17 protein-coding genes are annotated in these 20,229 nt (G+C 70.8%); 7 read left to right on the top strand and 10 right to left on the bottom strand.

Going from position 1 to position 20,229, the window contains the following annotated elements:
- Positions 1-69: 69 nt before the first annotated feature.
- The 4 genes from AB0I38_RS11125 to AB0I38_RS11110 all read right to left on the bottom strand — a co-directional run bounded on the left by AB0I38_RS11125 (position 70) and on the right by AB0I38_RS11110 (position 4,048).
- Positions 70-1,074 (bottom strand): L,D-transpeptidase, encoded by a 1,005-nt coding sequence (locus AB0I38_RS11125; protein WP_358465618.1) that lies wholly within the window; start codon positions 1,072-1,074, stop codon positions 70-72.
- 544 nt (positions 1,075-1,618) lie between these two features.
- Positions 1,619-2,140 (bottom strand): pyridoxamine 5'-phosphate oxidase family protein, encoded by a 522-nt coding sequence (locus tag AB0I38_RS11120; RefSeq protein WP_358465615.1) that lies wholly within the window; start codon positions 2,138-2,140, stop codon positions 1,619-1,621.
- A complete protein-coding gene (locus AB0I38_RS11115; protein ID WP_358465612.1) occupies positions 2,137-3,264 on the bottom strand; it encodes a sigma-70 family RNA polymerase sigma factor in 1,128 nt (375 codons plus the stop codon). The genes AB0I38_RS11120 and AB0I38_RS11115 overlap by 4 nt, the downstream gene beginning before the upstream one ends.
- A gap of 211 nt (positions 3,265-3,475) precedes the next feature.
- Positions 3,476-4,048: a dihydrofolate reductase family protein gene (locus AB0I38_RS11110; RefSeq protein ID WP_358465609.1), complete on the bottom strand. Its 573-nt coding sequence runs from the start codon at positions 4,046-4,048 to the stop codon at positions 3,476-3,478.
- A 108-nt stretch (positions 4,049-4,156) separates the two neighbouring features.
- Between AB0I38_RS11110 and AB0I38_RS11105 the strand changes: the two genes are divergently transcribed.
- Positions 4,157-4,795 carry a TetR/AcrR family transcriptional regulator gene (locus AB0I38_RS11105; RefSeq protein ID WP_358465606.1) on the top strand — a complete coding sequence of 213 codons (639 nt, stop codon included), beginning with the start codon at positions 4,157-4,159 and terminating at the stop codon, positions 4,793-4,795.
- Between the two features lie 130 nt (positions 4,796-4,925).
- Here the strand turns inward: AB0I38_RS11105 and AB0I38_RS11100 are convergent, their stop codons facing one another.
- Entirely contained in the window at positions 4,926-5,789 is an 864-nt protein-coding gene (locus AB0I38_RS11100) for a hypothetical protein (protein WP_358465603.1), read from the bottom strand.
- 171 nt (positions 5,790-5,960) lie between these two features.
- On the bottom strand, positions 5,961-6,863 hold the full coding sequence (locus AB0I38_RS11095) for a hypothetical protein (RefSeq protein WP_358465600.1): 903 nt from the start codon (positions 6,861-6,863) through the stop codon (positions 5,961-5,963).
- A 193-nt stretch (positions 6,864-7,056) separates the two neighbouring features.
- Between AB0I38_RS11095 and sucC the strand changes: the two genes are divergently transcribed.
- From sucC to AB0I38_RS11080, 3 genes are all read left to right on the top strand, one after another.
- Positions 7,057-8,238 (top strand): ADP-forming succinate--CoA ligase subunit beta, encoded by a 1,182-nt coding sequence (gene sucC, locus AB0I38_RS11090; RefSeq protein WP_358465597.1) that lies wholly within the window; start codon positions 7,057-7,059, stop codon positions 8,236-8,238.
- Positions 8,239-8,241: 3 nt separating this feature from the next.
- The gene (gene sucD / locus AB0I38_RS11085) at positions 8,242-9,117 is read left to right on the top strand and encodes a succinate--CoA ligase subunit alpha (protein ID WP_358465594.1); all 876 of its coding nucleotides are present in this window, start codon (positions 8,242-8,244) and stop codon (positions 9,115-9,117) included.
- 146 nt (positions 9,118-9,263) lie between these two features.
- Positions 9,264-10,895, top strand: coding sequence for a cell division protein PerM (locus AB0I38_RS11080; RefSeq protein WP_358465591.1), 1,632 nt, complete (start codon positions 9,264-9,266; stop codon positions 10,893-10,895).
- A gap of 17 nt (positions 10,896-10,912) precedes the next feature.
- Here the strand turns inward: AB0I38_RS11080 and AB0I38_RS11075 are convergent, their stop codons facing one another.
- A complete protein-coding gene (locus AB0I38_RS11075; RefSeq protein ID WP_358465588.1) occupies positions 10,913-11,332 on the bottom strand; it encodes a hypothetical protein in 420 nt (139 codons plus the stop codon).
- A 76-nt stretch (positions 11,333-11,408) separates the two neighbouring features.
- Between AB0I38_RS11075 and purN the strand changes: the two genes are divergently transcribed.
- The 3 genes from purN to AB0I38_RS11060 all read left to right on the top strand — a co-directional run bounded on the left by purN (position 11,409) and on the right by AB0I38_RS11060 (position 13,881).
- Positions 11,409-12,038 (top strand): phosphoribosylglycinamide formyltransferase, encoded by a 630-nt coding sequence (gene purN, locus AB0I38_RS11070; RefSeq protein WP_358465585.1) that lies wholly within the window; start codon positions 11,409-11,411, stop codon positions 12,036-12,038.
- Positions 12,035-13,576, top strand: a complete 1,542-nt coding sequence (gene purH, locus AB0I38_RS11065; RefSeq protein WP_358465582.1) for a bifunctional phosphoribosylaminoimidazolecarboxamide formyltransferase/IMP cyclohydrolase — start codon at positions 12,035-12,037, stop codon at positions 13,574-13,576. The genes purN and purH overlap by 4 nt, the downstream gene beginning before the upstream one ends.
- Positions 13,577-13,698: 122 nt before the next feature.
- Positions 13,699-13,881 (top strand): hypothetical protein, encoded by a 183-nt coding sequence (locus tag AB0I38_RS11060; protein ID WP_358465580.1) that lies wholly within the window; start codon positions 13,699-13,701, stop codon positions 13,879-13,881.
- On the opposite strand, the gene AB0I38_RS11055 is transcribed toward AB0I38_RS11060, so the two are convergent.
- Genes AB0I38_RS11055 through AB0I38_RS11045 form a run of 3 tightly spaced genes read right to left on the bottom strand, consistent with a single transcriptional unit; the run spans position 13,860 to position 20,157 of the window.
- The gene (locus AB0I38_RS11055) at positions 13,860-14,774 is read right to left on the bottom strand and encodes an ROK family protein (RefSeq protein ID WP_358465577.1); all 915 of its coding nucleotides are present in this window, start codon (positions 14,772-14,774) and stop codon (positions 13,860-13,862) included. The two genes, AB0I38_RS11060 and AB0I38_RS11055, sit on opposite strands and share 22 nt — an antisense overlap.
- Positions 14,774-15,739 (bottom strand): DUF7158 domain-containing protein, encoded by a 966-nt coding sequence (locus AB0I38_RS11050; RefSeq protein ID WP_358465574.1) that lies wholly within the window; start codon positions 15,737-15,739, stop codon positions 14,774-14,776. Before AB0I38_RS11050 ends, AB0I38_RS11055 begins: the two co-directional genes overlap by 1 nt.
- Positions 15,736-20,157, bottom strand: a complete 4,422-nt coding sequence (locus AB0I38_RS11045) for an NEW3 domain-containing protein (protein WP_358465571.1) — start codon at positions 20,155-20,157, stop codon at positions 15,736-15,738. Before AB0I38_RS11045 ends, AB0I38_RS11050 begins: the two co-directional genes overlap by 4 nt.
- Positions 20,158-20,229 lie beyond the last annotated feature (72 nt).

Raw genomic sequence — 20,229 nt, 5'->3', positions numbered from 1 at the left:
TCTGACGCTCTGGCCGGAGGCGGTCGGGCTCCCCGGCCGGAGCGTCGGAGCGTCAGCCCGTTCGGTCCGTCAGCGCGCGGTGGTCGCCAGCGCGCTGCCCTTCTTCCACTGGGTCCAGTTCAGCTGCCAGTAGCTCCAGCCGTTGCGCCAGTCGAGTTTGCGCTTGGTGCCGGTGATCTTGACCACGTCGCCGCGCTGGGCGATCGTGTAGAACCACTTGGCTCCTGCGGGGGTGGCGCGGACGCAGCCGTGGCTCTGGTTGGAGCGGCCGAGGAAGTGGTAGTAGCCGGCGCTCTGGTGGACGTACTCACCGCTGGCGGAGATGCGTACGGCCCACGGGATCTCCTCCTTGTAGTAACGCGGGTCCTTGGGGTCGGTGACGCCCAGCCAGGAGGACGTCATGGTCTCCACGGCCTTCTTGCCCATCGTGAGGTGCACACCGCTGGTCGTCAGATAGACGTCGACCCCGTTGCGCATCATGCCGCCCTTGCCGGCGCTGATCGGGATCTTCTTGGCCAGCTTGCCGTCGCGGTAGACCTTCATCACGTGCTTGCGGGTGTCGACCAGCGAGATGTTGGCCGTGCCGACGGCGAACCTCCGGCTGACGTCCTTCGCGCTCTCGTTGCCCGGGACCTCGCTCAGACGGGCCCTGAAGAGCACCTTCTGGTGCGGCTTCCAGTAGGTCTTGGTCCGGTAGATGACCTTGCGGGGGGACACCCAGCGCCAGGCTCCGTCGACCGGTTTGTCGGCTTCGACCTGCAGCACCGCCTCGACCGCCGCCTTGTCCTTGACGGTTTTGAGGTCGCGGTCGAACGTGACGATGATCGGGAAGCCGACGCCCACCTTCTCCGTCTTCTCGCCCATCGGGGTGATGTCGGCGATCCCGATTTTGATCTTCTTCTGGGTGGCCTTCTGGGCCGCTCCGGCGGCCTGGGCCTCCGGGGTCCTCGTCGCCGGGGTGCTCACGGCGCGAGCCGGCTCGGCTTGCGGGGCGGGCGCGGGCGTGCCTTCCGCCGTGCAGGCCGCCATCGAGAGCAGGGCGACCATGGCCAGCATGCGGGGGAGGGGTTTCAAGGGTTGTACTCCATAGCTATGTGCTTCGCAAGATGCGTCACATATGTAGACAAACGAAACACCCGTTACGAGGACCGGTATGGGTAACAATCGGATAACGAGTTCATCTTCGGGCGTATCTCGGCCCCCCGGCGGGTGTGAGAGTGCTGATCTCGGATGGGGCGGGGCTCCTCGGAGCACGGACCCGTTGGCACGTCTGATATGGACGGTGATCCTCGGCGAACTGGTGACCGGGCGGCGCGAATTCACGGGGCAGACGAATGTTCGACGAGGGCGACATAAACTACGGGACCCTTGTGGGCAAAGCGTTCGCCGTACATCGCGATTCGTGGCCGGGCATTCATTGTGCGGCGCTGTTCGTGGTCTCTGGATAGGGTGCGCTGTTATCCGCTGACATGGCCGAGACTTTTGGATGCGCGGGCCATCTGCCACGCGACTGATGCGCGCGGATCATTTTCAGCTCTCCGGCGTCGATTTACCGCGCGAGTAACCGTTCACACCATTGTCGGCGGGCACTGGAGATCGGCTCAGGTCACGCGCCGAGTCACGATCGGCCCCGGCGCTCGAAGTCCTCCACGCCGGCGCCTCCGGGCAGGCGGGTCTGGAAGTCCAGCACTCCGACCCAGGTGGGGCGGACGGCGATGCGGGCCATCCTCGTCCCCGGGTGGTCCACCGCCGCCACATTGGCCGCGCCCTGCTCCGCGCCGGCGTACCGGTGCTGGGCCAGGGCGTACTCCGGCACGATTCCCTCGACATCGGTGACCGACGCCCGCCCCCGGATGAGGAGCACCTCGGGCGGCGTCGAGGCGGCGTCGATGGTGATGGCGGCGTCGGGCTTGGCCCGCAGAGCGGCGATCTTGCGCGCTCCCGCGAATGTGGACATGACGACGTCGTCGCCCGTCCAGTGGAACAACATCGGGAACACGCGCGGTGTGCCGTCCGCCGCCACGTACGCCAGCCGTGCCAGTTCGGTCGAGTCGAGCAGGCGCCGCGCCACATCGCTGTCCAGCAACCGGACGTCGCCTTGCGGCAGCGTCATCACAGCTTCGCGATGGTCGATCGTCATCGTGTGCGCTCCTCAGCATGGTCGACCGCGCTCGTCGCGGTCGTCCCCCGTTGAGACGGGTGAGGCCGCTGAAAGGGGTCGCCGTCCGAGGGCAGCACCAGCGGCAGTCCGAACGCGGCCAGCAGGTGCGGCTCGAAGATGGTGATCTCGGTGATCCGCCCGTCCGTGATTTCCAGCACGTTGAGCACTTGGGCCCGGTAGCCGGAGTCTCCGGGCAGCCGGACGTATCCCGCCACCGCCGGCTGCCGGTTCGCCCGGGTGAGCACACTCCGCCAGCGCGCTCGGTGCAGCGGTGACCCGGGCCCGAAGGCATGTGCGGCGAAGGCCTCGACCGCGTCACGACCAGCGATCCGGTACGGAAGCGGAGGCATGGTCATGCGCACGTCGTCGCTCAGCAACTTCGCGAGGGCGGCGGCGTCGGTTCTCTCGTGGGCGTCCATGAAACGCCGCAGCAATGCGTGCTCTCGCGCGGTCGGAGTCGTTGACGGCGCCCATTCGAGCCGCCGTTCCGGAAGGTGGGTCTTCAGCGTCGATCGCGCCCGTTGCAGAGCGCTCTTGACCGAGTCGAGGCTGGCGTCGAGCTGCGCGGCGGTCTCCTTGGCGGACCAGCCGAGGACGTCTCGAATGATCAGCACGGCTCGCTGCCTGGGAGGCAGATGCTGGATGGCGGCGAGGAACGCCAGCTCGATGGTCTCCTTGCCCACCACGGCCGCGTCCGGCTCCGCGCCTTCGGGCGCGACCGGCTCCAGCCATCGGTCAGGGTACGGCTGCAGCCATCGGATCTCGGCGGGCGACGAGCCCGGGTGCGGCCCCTGCTCCTGTCCTGCCTCAGATGGGCGCGGACGGCGGGGATTGCGGTCGAGGAAGTCGAGGCACGCGTTCGTCGCGATCCGATAGAGCCAGGTGCGGAAGCTGGAACGGCCCTGGAAGGTCTGGCGTCCGCGCCACGCCCGCAGGAACGTCTCCTGCGCCAGATCTTCGGACTCCTCGAAGGAACCGAGCATCCGGTAACAGTGCACCCGCACTTCCCGCCGGTGCCGCTCGACCAGCCCGGTGAACGCGCTCTCGTCGCCCGAAAGAGCCGCGGCGACCAGCGCGCTCTCTTCGGCTACCGCCTCAGCCATGGTCCGTCCCCGATCACGTCCGCCACACGCTTGCTCCATAAGGGACGTATGCGGAGGGCGGAAAGTGTCACTCCGTTTCGGCGGGCGTCTGCCTGGCGCGCACCCGGGAGGCGCGGGTGCGGCGGAGTTCGCGCTCCAGGCCGCTCGTGTCGACTGGAGGATCGTGAGCTGGCCCTCAGGCGGGTCGTGCCTTGTTTCTCCGGCTTGGAGATCACCGGGTTGGCGTTCGGGGAGCTGTGAGGTCGTAGGTGAGGAGCAGTGCGCCAGAGGCGAACCGGCGCGTGTCGGTGAGCCGGAGATCCGCCGTCGGATACGTACCGTCGAACAGTCGCGTCCCGCCACCGAGCAGGACGGGATTGACCATGAGCCGTAGCTGGTCCAGAACGCCGAGACGGATGGCGGAGCTGGCGGCCTGACCGCCGGCGAAGAGCGCGAGGTCGCGTCCGCCCTGGCGCTTGAGGTCGCCGAGGGCGGCGGCCGGATCGTCGCCGAGCAGGTGGGAGTTGTGCCACTCCGCGTGTTGCGCAGTGCGGGACAGGACGTACTTCGGCAGTTCGTGCATCCGACGTCGCTGCGTGGCGGAGACTTCGTCCCCGGCCGTCGGCCAGTACGCGGCCAGTTGGTCGAAGGCCGTGCGGCCGAAGACCATCCCGTCAATGGACTCCAGCAGGGTGTCGATGTGGCGCTCGAACTCCTCGTCGGCGAATCGCCAGTCGATGTCACCCGCCGGGGTGGTGATGTAGCCGTCGAGCGACACGTTGATGTGCAGGAATAGGCGTCTCACAGGGATCTCCTCGAAGTGGCCGACGACTTTTTGGTCGGATGACCAAAAAGTCATGTCCTGGACAGTACACTTCTTGAACGAGATGTCAAAAAGTTGTACGATCCGGTCATGCCACGAACCGGCCGACCGCGCTCCTTCGACGACGACCAGGTCGTTCAGGGAGCGCTGGAGATCTTCTGGCGACGGGGCTTCGCGGCAACGTCGCTGCGCGACCTCAAGCACGAGCTCGGCGTGTTGCCGGGCAGCCTGTACGCCGCTTACGGCGACAAACATGCGCTCTTCCTGCGGGCGCTTGAGCGTTACGCAGACGCCGCTCGGGAGCAGGCGACCGAGATCGCCGCCGAGGGGCCCGTCCTGCCGCGTGTCCGCGAGCTGCTCCTGAGTGTCCTCGAGGCCGCGCAGGCCACACCCGGCCGTGGCTGCATGCTCGGCAACACCGCGGCCGAGCTGCTACCGGAGGACCACGTGGCGGGCCGTCTGGTCCGCGGCGGATTCGCCGCACTGGAAACCGGCCTGGAGTCGGCCCTCGACGCCGCGCAGCGATCCGGCGAGGTCGGCCCTGACATCGACTGCGCGGCTCACGCGCGCTTGCTGCTCACCCTCATGCAGGGACTCCATGTCGTCGCCCGCGCCGAAGCGGATCCCCGTCGCCTGGCCGACGCCATCGATGCCGCCCTCGCTCCGCTGGCCGTCCAGCACGAGAGTGGACCCTCTGGACCACGCGCCACGCCGTCTGCGCTGATCTGAGCCCCGGCTGACATCTGGATCGAACGGGTGGCGAGCAACGCCGACCGGGATGATCGGCAGACCGTAGGCGATCGTTGATCGCCTACGACCGCCGGCCATCCCGACCAGCGTAGAAAACCTGATCGACCAACTAGTGCGCGATGGAGCCCAGCGGGAGGGTCAGGCTGTCCGGGATCTTCTGGCCTTCTTCGAGGTTGGTCGTCACCTCGTCGGTGTTCGGCGCCTTGATCGAGACCTTGCTGCCCCAGCCGGTGAAGCGGGTGTCGATGCTGAGGGTCAGGCCCTTGGGCGCGTCGGCCGCCAGGGCGGTCCCCGGGAAGGTGGAGACCAGGCGCGTGGGCAGCCCCTTGGCGTCCAGGGTGATCCGCCAGGAGATGACGCTCTTCAGCGTCTTGGCCGTCGGCTTGTTGAGCCACTGCGCGGCGCGGAAGGACGTGGAGACGTCGCGCAGGTCACGCACGGTGATCTTGCCGGTGTAGCCGCCCGATGCGGGCTTGGCCCCCTTGAGCAGGGTCTTGAGCGTGGCGGGCTCGGTGATGTTCAGCGGCTGGCCGTACACGTCGGTCACGCCGCCGAGCGTGGTGCCGGGCACCTTGAGCCACGTCGAGCCCTCGGGGAGCATGGTGTTCCACAGCCCGCCGGACAGGTAGGTCGACTTGCCCACCTTGATCACGCGCTCCGGCGTGGTGAGCGCCTTGGCCATCTCCGAGTCGGCCTCCTCGCCGAAGTCGCTGGCCTTGAAGGCGAACTTGCCGGTGATGTCGGAGGCCTTCACACCCGACTTGCCGAACTCGTACGTCCCCGTCCGGCGGACGACGACGTCGCGGATGCCACCGGCGATAATGGTGGCGCGGTCGACGAACTTCACCCCGTGGCCGGCCACGAACTGCTTCTTGACGGCGACGACCGGATTCTTCGGAGCCGCGTGCGCGGGAGTGGCCGTGATGAGTGCCGCGGCCGACGCCAGGGCCAGGCCGGTAATGATTCGCTTCATATGGATCCCCTTCGATTCACAATTAGGCGCCTGGGGATTCTGGCAAATCAAGATCACGGCAATATCTCAAAGCATGGAATATCGCGGATGAATCATGTGTATTTTTCGTGCAGAAGGGCCCGACGGTCACCGTCGGGCCCTGTGTCATGACGATAAGCGACCGAAATTGAATTACTCGGTGTTTCCGTCGTCGTCGGGCGGGACGCTGACGTAGTCGCGGTCGATCGGCGCCGGGGGCACGAACGACCTGTCGCCCACTTCCTTCATGTCGGCCACCTGGTCCGCCGGGGGAGCGGTGATGTTCACCGGAGTGCCCCAGTCGCTGTAGCGGGTCTCGGTCTCTCCCCTCAGCGAGATCTTCTTGGTGACGGGCATCGTCCACGAGACCGCCACCCGCTTGACCAGCTTCCGCGCGTCGAGCGTGATCCGCCACGACACGACGGTCCGGGCCACCGCGCCCTTGGGGGGCGCGCCGCCCTGGTCGCGGAACGAGGGGGAGACCTTGTACAGCTGCGCGAACGTCGTCGAGCCGCGGTACTGGTCGCCCCGCCGGCCGCCGGCCGTGGCCAGCAGGTGCCTGAGCGTCGCCGGCTCGAACACGTTGATCAACTGGTCGCCGTACGCGGCGGAGTAGGGGTGGCCCGGCATGCCGACCCAGGACTTGCCCTCGGGCAGTAGCTCCGAGACCAGTCCTCCGTTGACGTAGAGCCGCTTGCCTTTGCTGATCAGGTAGAGCCGTTCGGTCGCGAGGTCGAGCGCGTCGGCCACGTCCTCGTTCTTCGCGGCGGACTCCTTCAACTCCTTGTGGAGCTTGGCGGTGAGCACCGGGGTGCGGGTGTTCTCCACGGCCGTGACGCCTTTGGCGTCGAACCCGATCACGCCCTGCCGGACGGATCCGATGTACTCGTCGCGCCCGACCCAGGTGCGGGTCTTCTCGGTGAGCCGCACGCCCTGCCCGGCGACGAACTGCTTGCTCAGCGCTCGGGCCGGATCCGCCGGCTTGACCTGCGCGAACGCGGGGGTGCCGACGGTCAGGGCGGAAACGGCCAGCGCTCCGGCGATCCATCGCCTCATGAGGTGCTGCCTTTCTCCAGATGTAGCCCGTTATGGTGGCGAAGTAAGATCACCGTCACATCACGGGATAACCGAGGCCCCGATGACCTGGGCGGGTCAAGCTTGGGGCTAGGCTTCACTGGCGGAATCGCCCGGCACGCACGGGGTGCCCCGGGCCGTCGAACATCTGTCGGACAAGCAAGGACGGACCCTCGTGGACCTGTTCGAACATCAGGCGAAGGAGCTCTTCGCTGACTACGGCATCCCGGTGCCACGCGGCATCGTCGCGCACACTGTGGACGAAGCACGTGCGGCGGCCGAGCAACTGACCGGCCGCGTCGTCGTCAAGGCCCAGGTCAAGGCCGGCGGCCGTGGCAAGGCCGGCGGCGTGAAAGTGGCCGACGACGCCCAGGACGCGGTCGAGAAGGCCCAGGCCATTCTCGGCATGGACATCAAGGGCCACACGGTCCACAAGGTGCTCGTGGAGGAGGCCAGCGCGATCGCGGAGGAGTACTACTTCTCCTTCCTGCTCGACCGCGCGAACCGTACCTTCCTCGCGATCTGTTCCGCCGCCGGCGGCATGGACATCGAAGAGGTCGCGCACAGCGCGCCCGAGAAGGTCGCCAAGGTGCCGGTCTCGGCGCTGACCGGCGTCGACCGTGAGCGGGCGCGCGAGATCGCGGTGGCGGGCGGGCTGCCCGAGCAGGCGCTCGACGGCGCCGCCGAGCTCATCGAGAAGCTCTGGTGCTGCTTCGTCGACGAGGACGCCACGCTGGTCGAGGTCAACCCGATGATCCTGTCGGCCGACGGTCAGGTGAAGGCCCTCGACGGCAAGGTCACGCTCGACGACAACGCGGTCTTCCGTCAGCCGGAGCACGAGTCCTACGCCGACAAGTCGGCCGAGGACCCCCTGGAGGCCGCGGCCAAGGCCAAGGACCTCAACTACGTCAAGCTCGACGGCGACGTGGGCATCATCGGCAACGGCGCGGGCCTGGTCATGTCCACGCTCGACGTGGTCGCCTACGCGGGCGAGGCCTTCCCCGGCAAGCCCTCGCCGGCCAACTTCCTCGACATCGGCGGCGGCGCGTCGGCCGAGGTCATGGCGGCCGGCCTGGAGATCATCCTGTCCGACCCGTCGGTCAAGTCGATCTTCGTGAACGTCTTCGGCGGCATCACCTCCTGCGACGCCGTGGCCAACGGCATCGTGGCGGCCTTCAAGCTCCTGGAGAGCCGCGGCGAGGCCGTGACCCACCCGCTGGTGGTGCGCCTCGACGGCAACAACGCCCAGCTCGGGCGGCAGATCCTGGCCGACGCCGCACTCCCGCGGGTCGAGCTGGTAGACACGATGGACGACGCGGCCAAGCGGGTCGCCGAGCTCGCTTCGGTAGGTGCGTGACACATGGCTATCTGGCTGACCGAGAACAGCAAGATCATCGTCCAGGGCATGACCGGTGGTGAGGGCACCAAGCACACCCGCCGCATGCTCGCCTCCGGCGCCCGCGTCGTCGGCGGGGTCAACGCCCGCAAGGCGGGCACCAAGCACGAGGGCCTGCCGGTGTTCGGCACGGTCAAGGAGGCCATGGAGCAGACCGGCGCCGACGTGTCGGTCGCCTTCGTGCCCCCGGCCTTCACCAAGGACGCCGTCAAGGAGGCCATCGACGCGGAGATCCCGCTCTGTGTGGTCATCACCGAGGGCGTCCCGGTCCACGACTCGACCGAGTTCTGGGCCTACGCGGTCGCCAAGGGCAACAAGACCCGCATCATCGGCCCCAACTGCCCCGGCATCGCCTCTCCCGGCGCCTCCAACGCGGGCATCATCCCGGCCGACATCACCACCGCGGGCCGCATCGGCCTCGTCTCCAAGTCGGGCACGCTGACCTACCAGCTCATGTACGAGCTGCGCGACTACGGCTTCTCGACCGCCGTGGGCATCGGCGGCGACCCGGTGATCGGCACCACCCACATCGATGCCCTGCAGGCCTTCCAGGAGGACCCTGGCACCGACGCGATCGTGATGATCGGTGAGATCGGCGGCGACGCCGAAGAGCGGGCCGCCGCCTACATCGAGCAGCACGTCACCAAGCCGGTGGTCGCCTACGTGGCGGGCTTCACCGCGCCCGAGGGCAAGACGATGGGCCACGCCGGCGCCATCGTCTCGGGCTCGGCCGGCACGGCCCAGGCCAAGAAGGAGGCCCTGGAGAAGGTCGGCGTACGCGTCGGCAAGACCCCCTCCGAGACCGCCCGCCTGATGCGCGAGATCATGCAGGCCCGCTGACCTGCCTTCCCGAAGGCCCCGCACCGCTCAGGTCGCGGGGCCTTCGGCACTTTCCTGGACGCCACAGCGTCAGACGGACACAAACCCGGTCCGGTGCGGCGCGTCAACCAAGCGATGGTCGGAAAAGATTGAGAAAATCGCCTACTGTGACGGCGATTCTGGACCAGCTGCGGACGACCCCCCGTTCCGTCCTCGGCAGGCTCCCCGGGGTCTCGCCCGACGACGACGAGTCGCGGCGGCCGCTGCCCGTCTCCGGGATGCTCGCCGCGGCCTGCACGCTGGGCGTCGGGCTGGCCGTCCTCACCACGCTCACGCTGGTGGGCTGGATCGCCGCGCCCAGCGGCGCGCTGGGCGCGGGGCTGCCCGGGGTGTTCCGCACCGCGGCGCAGCTGTGGCTGGCCGCGCACCACGCCGGATTCGAGATCCCCGGCGGCCGGATCGGGCTGCTGCCGCTCGGCCTGACGCTGCTGCCCGCGCTGCTGCTCTACCGTGCCGCGCGATGGATGGCGCGTGACGCCGACCTGCGGCTGCGGCTGCCCGCGCGGCTGCCCAAGAACAGCCCGCGCGAGCAGGCCGGTGCCCGCCGCCGGGCGCAACTCGTGCTGGTGATCCAGGCGGGAGTCTCGCTGGCCGCCCCCTACGCGCTGCTGGCCGGTCTGATCGCGCTCGTCGCCCGCAACGAGATCACCCAGCCGTACATCGGCGAGGCGCTGCTCAGCCACTTCACGCTGGCCTTCCTGGCGGGCGTGCTGGCCACCGCGCGCACGATCGGGCCGTGGCGGGCGATGCTGCGGCTGCTGCCCGAGCGGGTCCGCGCGCTGACCGTCGGCACCGCCGTCGCCACCGCGGTGATGCTCGCCGCCGGGCTCGTCCTGGTGCTGGTCGCCGTGGCGCTCAACTTCGGGCAGGTGCGCGAGCTGTCCGGCGTGCTGTCGCCCGGGCTCGTCGGCGGGCTGCTGCTTCTGCTGCTCCAGCTGCTCTACCTGCTCAACGTCGTCATCTGGGCGTTCTCCTACATCGCCGGGCCCGGGTTCGCGATCGGCACGGGCACGCTGGTCGCGCCCACGGGGGTGCACCTGGGCGCCGTGCCGAGCCTGCCGTTGCTGGGCGCGCTCCCCGACAGCGGCACCGTGCCCGGCTGGATGATGGCGGTCGTCGCGGTGCCGTTCGCGGCCGGGATGGTGGCCGGCGTCGTGGTCGCCCGGATCTCGCCGTCGCCGTCGTACGAGGCGGCGCCGTTGTGGGGGTTCCTCACCGGCGTCTCCAGCGGGCTCGTGGCGGGCGTGCTCGCCGCGCTGTCCGGCGGCCCCATCGGCGGCGGCCGGATGTCGGCCGTCGGCCCGTCACCCTGGGAGGTGGCCCTCTCCATCACGCTGGAGGTGGGCGTCGCGGCGGGCATCTCGGCCGGTGTGACCAACCTGCTGCTGCTCAACCGGCGCGCTCGCGCCCCGCTCGACAAGGCCGCGGTGCCCGTGCGCAAGGCCGGAGCCGCGATCGCCAGGGCGGCGAGCAAGGTGGGGCTGGCCGAGGCCGACCCCCGCCCGCTGCCGGGCCACTGGATGGACGCCACCGAGGCCGACACCCAGCCGATCCCGGTCATCCGCGACGACTGGCAGGACGAGCACGCCTCCGCCGAGGCCGAGACGCTCTCCCAGGCGCGCCCGCGTCCCGCGGCGGCGCCACCGGCGGCCCAGCCGCGCAAGGACATCGTGGACGAGTCAGATGACCGAGGCGGTCACGTCATCTACCTCGATCCCTACGCGTGGGACCGTGACTGACAGGGTGCCTGACAGCGTCAGGGCTGCACGGAGCCCAGGAGGTCGAGCACGTCGGGCGGCAGCTTCTTCTGGGCCGCGTCCCTGAACTGGGTGAAGCAGTCGCCCTGTGAGGAGACCGTGCCCGCGCTCTTCAGGCACTCCTGGTAGGCCGAGTATTCGTCCATCAGGTAGAGCTGCGTCGCCGTGGTCAGCGCCGAGAGCGTGAGAGCGATCGAGGACACCACGATGCTGCCCACGGCGATGCCCGCCGGCTTGCCCGCGCTCTTCAGCAGCGGGACCGCCCGCGCGCCCGCGATGATCGCGAACAACGCCATCACCAGACCGGCGAGCGGCAGCATGAATGTCATCGCCAGCGCGGCGATGGACAACCAGATCGCGCGGCGGCTCGCCGCATCGGCGGGCTGCTGACCCGCCGGTGCCTGCACCGGTGTCGACACCTGACCTCCTCTGCGTGACCGGGCGAGGAGCCGATACGCTTGCAGCCCCACCCCGGTTTTCCCATTGGAGTGTTGCGTGTCAAAGGCTGGGCGGCTCGTCGTCCTCGTCTCCGGCTCTGGAACCAACCTACAGGCCCTGCTGGACGCTTCCGCCGATCCGTCCTATGGTGCCCGGGTGGTCGCCGTGGGCGCCGACCGGGAGGGGATCGAAGGGCTCGCCAGGGCCGCGCGAGCGGGCGTACCGACTTTCGTCGAGAAACTGCGCGATCACCCGACGCGTGCCGACTGGGATCGGGCCATCGCGGACCGGATCGCGCCGTACGAGCCCGATCTGGTGGTGTCGGCGGGGTTCATGAAGATCCTTGGCGCGCCGACGCTCGACGCCTTCCCCGTGCTCAACACCCACCCGGCGTTGCTGCCGTCCTTTCCCGGGGCCCATGGCGTGCGTGACGCGCTCGCCCACGGGGTCAAGGTGACGGGGTGCACGGTGATGCTGGCCGACGCCGGTGTCGACAGCGGGCCGATCGTCGCCCAGGAGGCCGTGAGGGTGCTGGCCGACGACGACGAGGCGGTCCTGCACGAGCGCATCAAGACCGTCGAGCGGCGCCTGCTCGTCGAGATCGTCGGCCGGATGGCCCGCGAGGGCTGGACGGTCAGCGGACGCACCGTCCGCATCGGCAACCAACCAGGAGGGGGATCCACGTGACTCGCATCGCCATCAGGCGCGCGTTGATCGCGGTGTACGACAAGTCAGGTCTCGAAGAGCTGGCCAGGGCGCTCGACGAGGCCGACGTGGAGATCGTGTCGACGGGCGGCACCGCCGCCGCGATCGCCTCCTACGGCGTCCCGGTGACCAAGGTCGAGCAGTTGACCGGGTTCCCCGAGTGCCTCGACGGCCGGGTCAAGACGCTGCACCCGCGCGTGCACGCGGGCCTGCTGGCCGACCTGTCCAAGCCGAGCCACGTGACCCAGCTCGAGGAGCTGGAGATCGACCCGTTCCAGCTGGTCGTGGTCAACCTCTACCCGTTCCAGGAGACGGTGGCCTCGGGGGCGTCCGACGCGGAGTGCGTCGAGCAGATCGACATCGGCGGGCCCGCGATGATCCGCGGCGCGGCCAAGAACCACAACGCCTGCGCGGTCGTCGTCGACCCCGGCCACTACGGCGACGTGCTGGCCGCGCTGCGCGGAGGCGGGTTCACGCTGGAGGAGCGCAAGCGGCTGGCGGGCATCGCCTACGCCCAGACCGCCGCCTACGACGTGGCGGTCGCGTCCTGGTTCGGCAGCGTCTACGCGCCCGAAGGCGACTGGCCGGCGTTCATGGGGGCCACCTGGCAGCTCTCGTCCACGCTGCGCTACGGCGAGAACCCTCACCAGGCCGCCGCGCTCTACAGCGCCGGCACGGGCGGGCTGGCGGGCGCCGAGCAGCTGCACGGAAAGGAGATGTCCTACAACAACTACCTCGACGCCGACGCGGCCTGGCGGGCGGCGTGGGACATCACCGGGCCCTGCGTGGCGATCATCAAGCACCAGAACCCCTGCGGCATCGCGGTGGGCTCCGACGTGGCCGAGGCGCACCGCAAGGCTCACGCCTGCGACCCGGTGTCGGCCTACGGCGGCGTGATCGCGGTCAACGGCGTCGTGACGGCCGAGCTGGCCGGGCAGATCGCCGAGGTGTTCACCGAGGTCGTGGTGGCGACGTCGTACGAGCCCGCGGCGCTGGACGTGCTGACCCGCAAGAAGAACATCCGGCTCCTCGTCTGCCCGCAGGGCCCCGCGAACCCGGCGGAGTTCCGCCGGATCGACGGCGGGCTGCTGGTGCAGCAGGCCGACCGGGTCGACGCACCGGGCGACGCGCCCGAGCAGTGGGAGCTCAAGGCGGGCCCGGCGGCCTCGCCCGAGACGCTGGCCGACCTGGCCTTCGCCTGGCGGGCCTGCCGCTCGGTCAAGTCCAACGCCATCCTGCTGGCGGCCGACGGGGCGACCGTGGGCGTCGGGATGGGGCAGGTCAACCGGGTCGACTCGTGCCGCCTGGCGGTCACCCGCGCCGGTGAGCGCGCCGAGGGCTCGGTGGCGGCGTCCGACGCGTTCTTCCCGTTCGCCGACGGCCCGCAGGTGCTGATCGAGGCCGGGGTCAAGGCCATCGTGGAGCCGGGCGGATCCGTACGTGACCAGGAGGTCATCGACGCGGCGGAGAAAGCGGGCATCACGCTCTACTTCACCGGGACGCGCCACTTCTTCCACTGAGCGCTTCTTCCACTGAGCGCTTCTTCCGCTGAGCGCTTCTTCCGCCAAGTTGGGAGCGAACAGGCGGCGGGTGAGGTTAATCTGTGGGCCTCGCCGTCTGTTTCTTCCCTCGGAGTCCCCTTATGGCGCTGTTTGACTCGATCCTGTACGCCTTCGTGAGCCTGAACGAGCTGTCCGCCAGCCCCTTCGTGCTGGTGCCTCTCGCCTTCGCCGGCGCCTACCTCGGCGGCCGGGTCGTCGAGGTCATCCCGTTCACGCGCAGGATCATCGAGCGGCGCGAGGCTCAGCTCGCCGAGCGCGAGTAGTCCCAGGCCAGCTTGGCGGCGCCCGCCAGCGCCGCCCGGACGCCCAGCGTCGACGGCTGCACCCGCACCGCCCTGACGAACGCCAGCCCCGCCACGTCGTCCAGCGCCCGTGCCAACGGCTCGAACAGCACCGGCCCGGCCGCCGAGACCCCGCCGCCGATGACGACGCTGGTCACCTCCGTGGCCGCCGCCGTCGAGGCGATCATCCCGGCCAGCGCCCTGGCCCCCCGCTCGAACGCCGCCACCGCGACGGGCTCTCCCGCCGTGGCGTCCCGGGCCAGCGCCCGCGCGTCGGCGGGTGATCCGTCCGGCGCCTTCCAGCCGTTGCTCAGCGCCCAGCGCGCCAGGTTGGGGCCGCTGGAGTAGCGCTCTACGCAGCCGCGCCCGCCGCACTCGCATTTTTCGCCGTACGGGTCCACGGTCATGTGGCCGACATGTCCGGCATTGCCGGTGGGGCCGAGTAGCGGCACACCGTCGATCACCAGCCCGCCGCCGATGCCGGTGGACACCACGACCCCGAGCAGCGACGAGCTGCCGCGACCGGCGCCCAGCCAGTGCTCTCCTAGCGCGAAGCACTGCGCGTCGCCCGCCAGCACGGTCGGCAGCCCGGTCAGCCGCCGCACCTCGTCGCGCACCGGGAAATCGCGCCAGCTCGGCATGTTCACGGGGCTGACGGTCCCCTTCGCCAGGTCCAGCGGCCCGGCGCAGCCGATGCCGGCCGCCTCCGGAGCAGACTCGCCGCCGCTCACCTCGCCGATGAGGTCCGCGAGCGCGGACATGACGTCCGTACGCGGCGTCGGCCGGGTGGCGGAACGCGAAACGGACCCCGCCTCGTCCACCAGCGCGGCGGCGAGCTTGGTCCCTCCGATGTCGACGGCGAGGACGCGGGACATCAGTGCTTGTGGTGGTTGTCGGGCTGGCGGGGGTCGCCAGGATGTTCGAGACCGGGCACGAGTCTGATCCTTTCGGCACGCTGCTGGTCGAGCCAGCGGGCGAACGAGCGTCGCCGCGCCGCACCCTCCGACGAGTCCTCGGCCCGCTCCCGGGCGGGAACGGTTCCCTGGCGAGCGGCTCCCTCAAGGGCGGGGACCGTTCTGTGGTCGTTGGTCCGTTCCGAGGAGGGAACAGGCTCCGGCCGGGCCGTCGCGACGTGCCAGCCCAGGGGGTCCTCCACCGGCCCCGCCCGTGTCCCCTCGGGGGCGGCGCGGAGGGCGTCGGCGATGGCGGTGGGCAGGGAGCCCAGGGGCACGACGCCCAGGGGGTCCAGGTCGCGGGTGGTGGCGGCCTCCGCCTGAGCGCGGTCGCCGAACAGCCCGTGCCACACGGCGAACCGCTCGGCCTCCTCGTCCAGCGGCACCGGCGCCTCGCCGCTCGGTCGCGGCTCGCGAGCTGGTGGATGCGCGTGCGCTGGTCGCGGTGCCCCGACGTGCGGGTCGGCGATCGGTCGGCCGGGGGGTGCGTCCGGGGGACGGCGGCGCCACTCGGGGGGTACGTCCACAGCCGCCGTGACGTCCACGAAGACCGCGCGCACCCAGGGGCTGCCGTTGTAGGCGGAGGCGTTGATGGAGCCCAGCTCCACGGCCGCCACCCGGTCGAGCGGGCCGCCCGCGACCGGCGCGAGGCCCCGGGCCGCGGCTTCGTCCTCGCAGAGCGCCTCGGTCAGGATCACCTGGGCCAGCCACCTGGCCAACTGCCGGTCCTCGGAGGTCCCGGGCACCGGCAACGCCCCGGCCAGTGGGCCGTCGCGCAACTCGCCGATCCGGCGATCCAGCACTTCTCTCGGGATCGCCCGGCCGCCGACCCAGCCGACCACCGGACCGAGCTCGGCCCCCGCCGGGGTCGCTCCCCGGCGGGTCATCGGGTCACCTCCAGGCGGATGGCCGGGGTGTACTGGCAGCGGCCGAACCACATGACCTTGGCCATGGCCCACGCGTGCCCGGCGGGCGCGTCCTCGGGCACCTCGACGGGGAAGCCGACGGTCACCGACCCGCCCGGCGGCAGGCTGAAGCCCTTGATGACCTCGGGCAGCAGGTCCCAGGTGCCCCAGGGGGCCGCGAGCTGGGCCTCGCCCCTGATCTCGCCGGAGGTGCCGTTCGTGAGGCGTACCTCGATCGAGGAACGCTCACCGGGACGAAGGGACAGCGACTCCTCGGCCGGCGAGACGGACAGGCCCGTGACGGGCCCCTCGGTGGCCATGGTGCCGTGAATCGCCTGGCCCGGAGCCGGGGGCGGACCGGGGGCGGGCAGCGAGGGGGCGTCGCCGAGCGCGACGGTGACCACGTCCTCGATCGGCTGGCCGCCCGCGGACGTGCGGACCGAGACGAAGTGCAGGCCCTGGCCGGGCCCAGGTGTGCCCGGTTCGCCGGTTATGTGGGGTAAACCGGGTGTGCCCGGTGTGACGGTCACGGGGAAGCGCAGGTGACCGCCTGGTTCGAGGCGGTACACCCGCCGGGCGGGCGTGGCGGCCCAGCCATCGGGGACGAGTACGTCCACCACGCCCTCGTGCGGCGCGTCGACCAGGTGTGACGAGACCACCACCGACACCTCGAACGCCTCCGACGGCGTGACCAGGCCGGGAGTGACCGCGATCGACACCGGCAGGTAACCGAGCGGGGCGGGCCCCTTGTTGTGCAGCCAGTAGCGGCTGTAGACCGGCTGCGCGACCTCGGCGGTGGCTCCCAGCTCGGGCGACGCGGCCTCGGCCGGGACCCGCCGTTGAGGGGCGGCGGCACCGGCCGTGGCCTCCGGCTCGGGCAACGCTTCGGCCGGGGCCTGCCGTTGAGGGGTGGCCGCAAAGACGGTGGCCTCGGGCGGCGGGGCGGGGACGAGGAAGGTGGCCACCTCCGCTCCGTCGAGGACGAGGTCGCGCACCGGCTCTCCGGGGCGTTCCAGCAGGTCGGAGCGGGTCAGCCGGTCGAGTTGGAGGACCGGCGAGTGGAGCGCGGCCGTCGAGCCGAGGCCGGTCGACTCCACGAGGCGGATCGTGAGGCCCGAGGCGTCGTGCCGGGCCAGGCCGTGGGCGTGTGGGTTGCCGGTGGCCTTGAGGGTGCCGAGCAGCACGTCGCGGGCGGGTTCCACGCTGAGGAGCGAGTGCACCGGCGGCAGCTCGCCGCCGGGCCCGTCCACGACGCGGGGGAGCAGCGGGGTGATGAAGTCCTGGCCGGCCGCGGGTAGCGCGCGGGCCCGCCAGTCGCCCTCGCCGCCGGTCAGCGCGTACGAGAACTCGTGCGTCCAGTGCTGGAGCTGGAAGGCCGAGCCGTCGGGCGCCGTGCGGCGGGGCGGGTCGAGCCAGATCCCCGACGGCCAGCCCGTGCAGGAACGCATCAGCGACAGGTGCAGCGCCCCCGACGGGTCGACCGCGAAGCCCGGCAGCCCGTACGTGAGCAGCGCGACGGTCCGGTCCTCCAGCCGTTCGCCGCCCAGCGGGCAGACTGCCTCGATCGTCGCGTCGGCCAGATCCTCCACCAGCCACGACACCAGCGACGGCAGTGGGCCGGCGACGATCAGCGCGGGCAGGGCGCGTACGTCACGCAGGTCGGCGCTCGGCTGCCAGACCTCGGCCAGCGGCCGTTCGGCGGGCACCCAGACGGCCCGCGCGCCCGCCTTGAGCGCGTCGCGGTAGGCGGGGTCGCTGCGGTCGAGCAACTCGGCCGCCAGCGGATTGTCATCGGGCCCGCCCAGGATGACGCGGACGTCGGGCAGGTTAAAGTCGACGTCCAGCCAGCCGTAGCGGGAGCCGGTCGCGGACGAGGTGGTGGCCGTCACGCCCGCTCGGGCCAGCGCCACCACGAGGTCGCGGGCCAGGGGAGCGTCCTCCTGGCGGGGCACGACCACCTCGGCGACGCCGAGTGCCCGAGCGCCCGCCTCGCCGAGGTCGACCCTGGCCGTGGCCGACAGGCCGAACCAGGTGTTCGCCGGGTTGTCCAGCGTCCACGGGTGCCGGGCGGAGTCGACGTCGGGCAGCGCGAAGCCGCGCCCGACCACGGCGCCCGCGACGTCGGAGACCGGCAGCGCGCCCTCCACCCGGGCCGGGAAACGGACCCTGAGCAGCCGGTCGGCGCCGGTGTGGTCGAGCACGCGGGTGCCGAAGTCGATGCGGTCGGAGCCGGTGAGCAGGGTGATCACCTGCTCGTAGGCGAGGTCGGCGACCCGGCCGGTGACGGTCAGCCGCTGACCGAGAGGACTCACCTCGGCCCGCACGCCCGCCACCTTGGCCTCGACAAGGCCCGAGCCCGAGCCCGAGCCCGAGCCCGAGCCCGAGCCGGAACCTGAGCCCGAGCCTGAGTCCGAGTCTGAGTCTGAGTCTGAGCCGGAACCTGAGTCCGAGTCTGAGCCGGAAGCCGAGCCCGAGCCGGTGATGACGCCGGTCGGCATGAGGTGCCAGGGCCCTTCGCCCATGTCGGGATGCTGCGGATATTCGTCGTACAGGCGCAGCTCGTTGCCCAGCCCGGTGAGCAGCTCGCGCTCGCTCGACCGGTCGAGGATCGAGGTCAGGCCGCCGCCGCGGGCCGGGTCGGCGGTGACGCGCCAGCGTTCGTTCTCGATGGTCGTGCCGTCCATGGGCTGCCAGCCGCCCGGTGCGCCCTCGGCGAGGAGGTAGGCGCGCCAGCCCATCGAGGGGACGTCGCGGGCCAGGAAGGTCAGGGTGCCGTCCTCGTACACGGCGGGGGCGTCGCCGGGGCGCAGGCCGGGAGCGACCCGCACGCGTACGAGGCCGTCGCGGGCGAACGGCAGGGTGTTGGTGACCACGACGCTCGGCCCGTCCACGGCGATCCGGCCGGTCAGGGCGTCCAGCGCGAGGTCGCGGGCGCCGGCGGCGAGGTCGTGCGCCTCGCGCCAGCCGGTGAGCAGGTCGATGTAGACCTGGTCGGACTCCGAGCCGGTGATCGCGTCGTGGTGGGCGCCGTAGGCGAGGTGCCGCCACACCTTGTCGAGCGCGGTGTGCGGGTAGCGCCCGAGCCCTAGCAGCGCGGCGAACGCCGACAGCCGTTCGGCGTCGAGAGCCGCCACCTCGGCGGCGCGCTGGGCCTGCTTGGTGTCGATGTAGGAGACGTCCTTGCCGGTGTAGACCGGGTTCATGTCCCGCGTTTGCGGACTGAATGCCGATATTTCCTCCCGGACGGCCCGGAGGAAGTCCTTCGGCGTGCTGCATACGAACCGGGGCCAGACGTAACGCTCGGCCCAGGAGCGGTGGATGTCCGTCACCCACTTGTTGGGCGGCGTGTAGTCGGTGCCGACCGGCAGCAGGATGTGCCGGGACGCCGCGACGGGCTTGAGCGACCGGTAGAGCCGGTAGGTGGCCTCGGCCGCCTCCTCCAGCGTCGGAGACGAGTCCATCCACCAGCCGGCTGAGTAGTGCGCCGGCATGTAGTGGGTCAGCACGCCCAGCCCCGACGGCGAGATCCACTCGAACTCGCTGGGGAACTGCATCACGGCGGCGTCGCCCTTGGCCGTGCCGAAGTTCTTGGAGATCGGCCCCCACTGGTGGAACGGCCCGCGCGCCCACGCGCTGCCGGACAGCCCGGCCGCCGCGAGGTAGCCGGGGAACTGCGGGTCGTGCCCGAACACGTCGAGCTGCCACGCCGTGCGGGGATCGCCGCCGAGGATGTCGCGCTGGTAGCCGATGCCGTAGACGAGGTTGCGGATCGTCGTCTCGGCCCCGGTCAGGTTGGTGTTGGGCTCGTTGTAGGTGCCGCCGACCAGCTCCACGCGCCCCTCGCGGAGCAGTGCCCGCAGGTCGGCCCGCCGCTCGGGGTGCACGTCGAAGAACGGCTTCAGGTAGTCGACCTCGGCCAGCACGAACCGGTAGTCGGGGTCGCGCAGGGCCAGCTCGAGGTGCGCCTCCACCAGCGCGAACGCGTTGCGCTCCCAGAGCGGCCGGGTCGTCGAGTCGCCGGCCAGCAGCTCCCAGGGGCTGGTGTAGGCGGCCTGGGTGTTCCACCAGACCGGGTCGTAGTGGAAGTGCGACACCATGTGCATCGTCCACCCGGGCCGCTCGGCCGTGACCTCGGCCTCCAGCGCCTCGTCGCCGAGCGTGACCCGGCACGGGACGATCGTGCCCGGCGGCGCGGAGACTCTCAGCGGCACCTCCAGAGTGAGCGTGCCCACCCCCGGGGGCACGCTCACCGCCGTCGCGCACGAGACCCCCCGTCCCCGGACGTCCAGGGGCGTCTCGCTTCCGCCCTGCCTGACGGTGACCTTCAGCACCTGGTGCGGCTCGGCCTTCGACCCGACGAACAGGTCGGTCGACTCCGCTGAGAGCAGGCGTGCGGGCAAGGGAACTCCTCGGAGTACGCGGTGCTGGCGACCGTCACACTATGCGCTTCCTAGATCAATGACAACGATGTC

The sequence above is a fragment of the Nonomuraea cavernae genome (genome assembly GCF_040655715.1).
Taxonomy (GTDB): domain Bacteria; phylum Actinomycetota; class Actinomycetes; order Streptosporangiales; family Streptosporangiaceae; genus Nonomuraea; species Nonomuraea cavernae_A.
The sequence above is the reverse complement of the archived record's forward strand: the minus strand, read 5'-3'. Positions and strand labels throughout refer to the sequence as shown.

Coding starts and splice junctions, on each gene's coding strand:
- AB0I38_RS11120 (WP_358465615.1), bottom strand. CDS start 2,140: ATGACGATCGACCATCGCGAAGCTGTGATGACGCTGCCGCAAGGCGAC.
- AB0I38_RS11115 (WP_358465612.1), bottom strand. CDS start 3,264: ATGGCTGAGGCGGTAGCCGAAGAGAGCGCGCTGGTCGCCGCGGCTCTT.
- AB0I38_RS11105 (WP_358465606.1), top strand. CDS start 4,157: ATGCCACGAACCGGCCGACCGCGCTCCTTCGACGACGACCAGGTCGTT.
- AB0I38_RS11100 (WP_358465603.1), bottom strand. CDS start 5,789: ATGAAGCGAATCATTACCGGCCTGGCCCTGGCGTCGGCCGCGGCACTC.
- AB0I38_RS11095 (WP_358465600.1), bottom strand. CDS start 6,863: ATGAGGCGATGGATCGCCGGAGCGCTGGCCGTTTCCGCCCTGACCGTC.
- sucD (WP_358465594.1), top strand. CDS start 8,242: ATGGCTATCTGGCTGACCGAGAACAGCAAGATCATCGTCCAGGGCATG.
- AB0I38_RS11060 (WP_358465580.1), top strand. CDS start 13,699: ATGGCGCTGTTTGACTCGATCCTGTACGCCTTCGTGAGCCTGAACGAG.
- AB0I38_RS11055 (WP_358465577.1), bottom strand. CDS start 14,774: ATGTCCCGCGTCCTCGCCGTCGACATCGGAGGGACCAAGCTCGCCGCC.
- AB0I38_RS11050 (WP_358465574.1), bottom strand. CDS start 15,739: ATGACCCGCCGGGGAGCGACCCCGGCGGGGGCCGAGCTCGGTCCGGTG.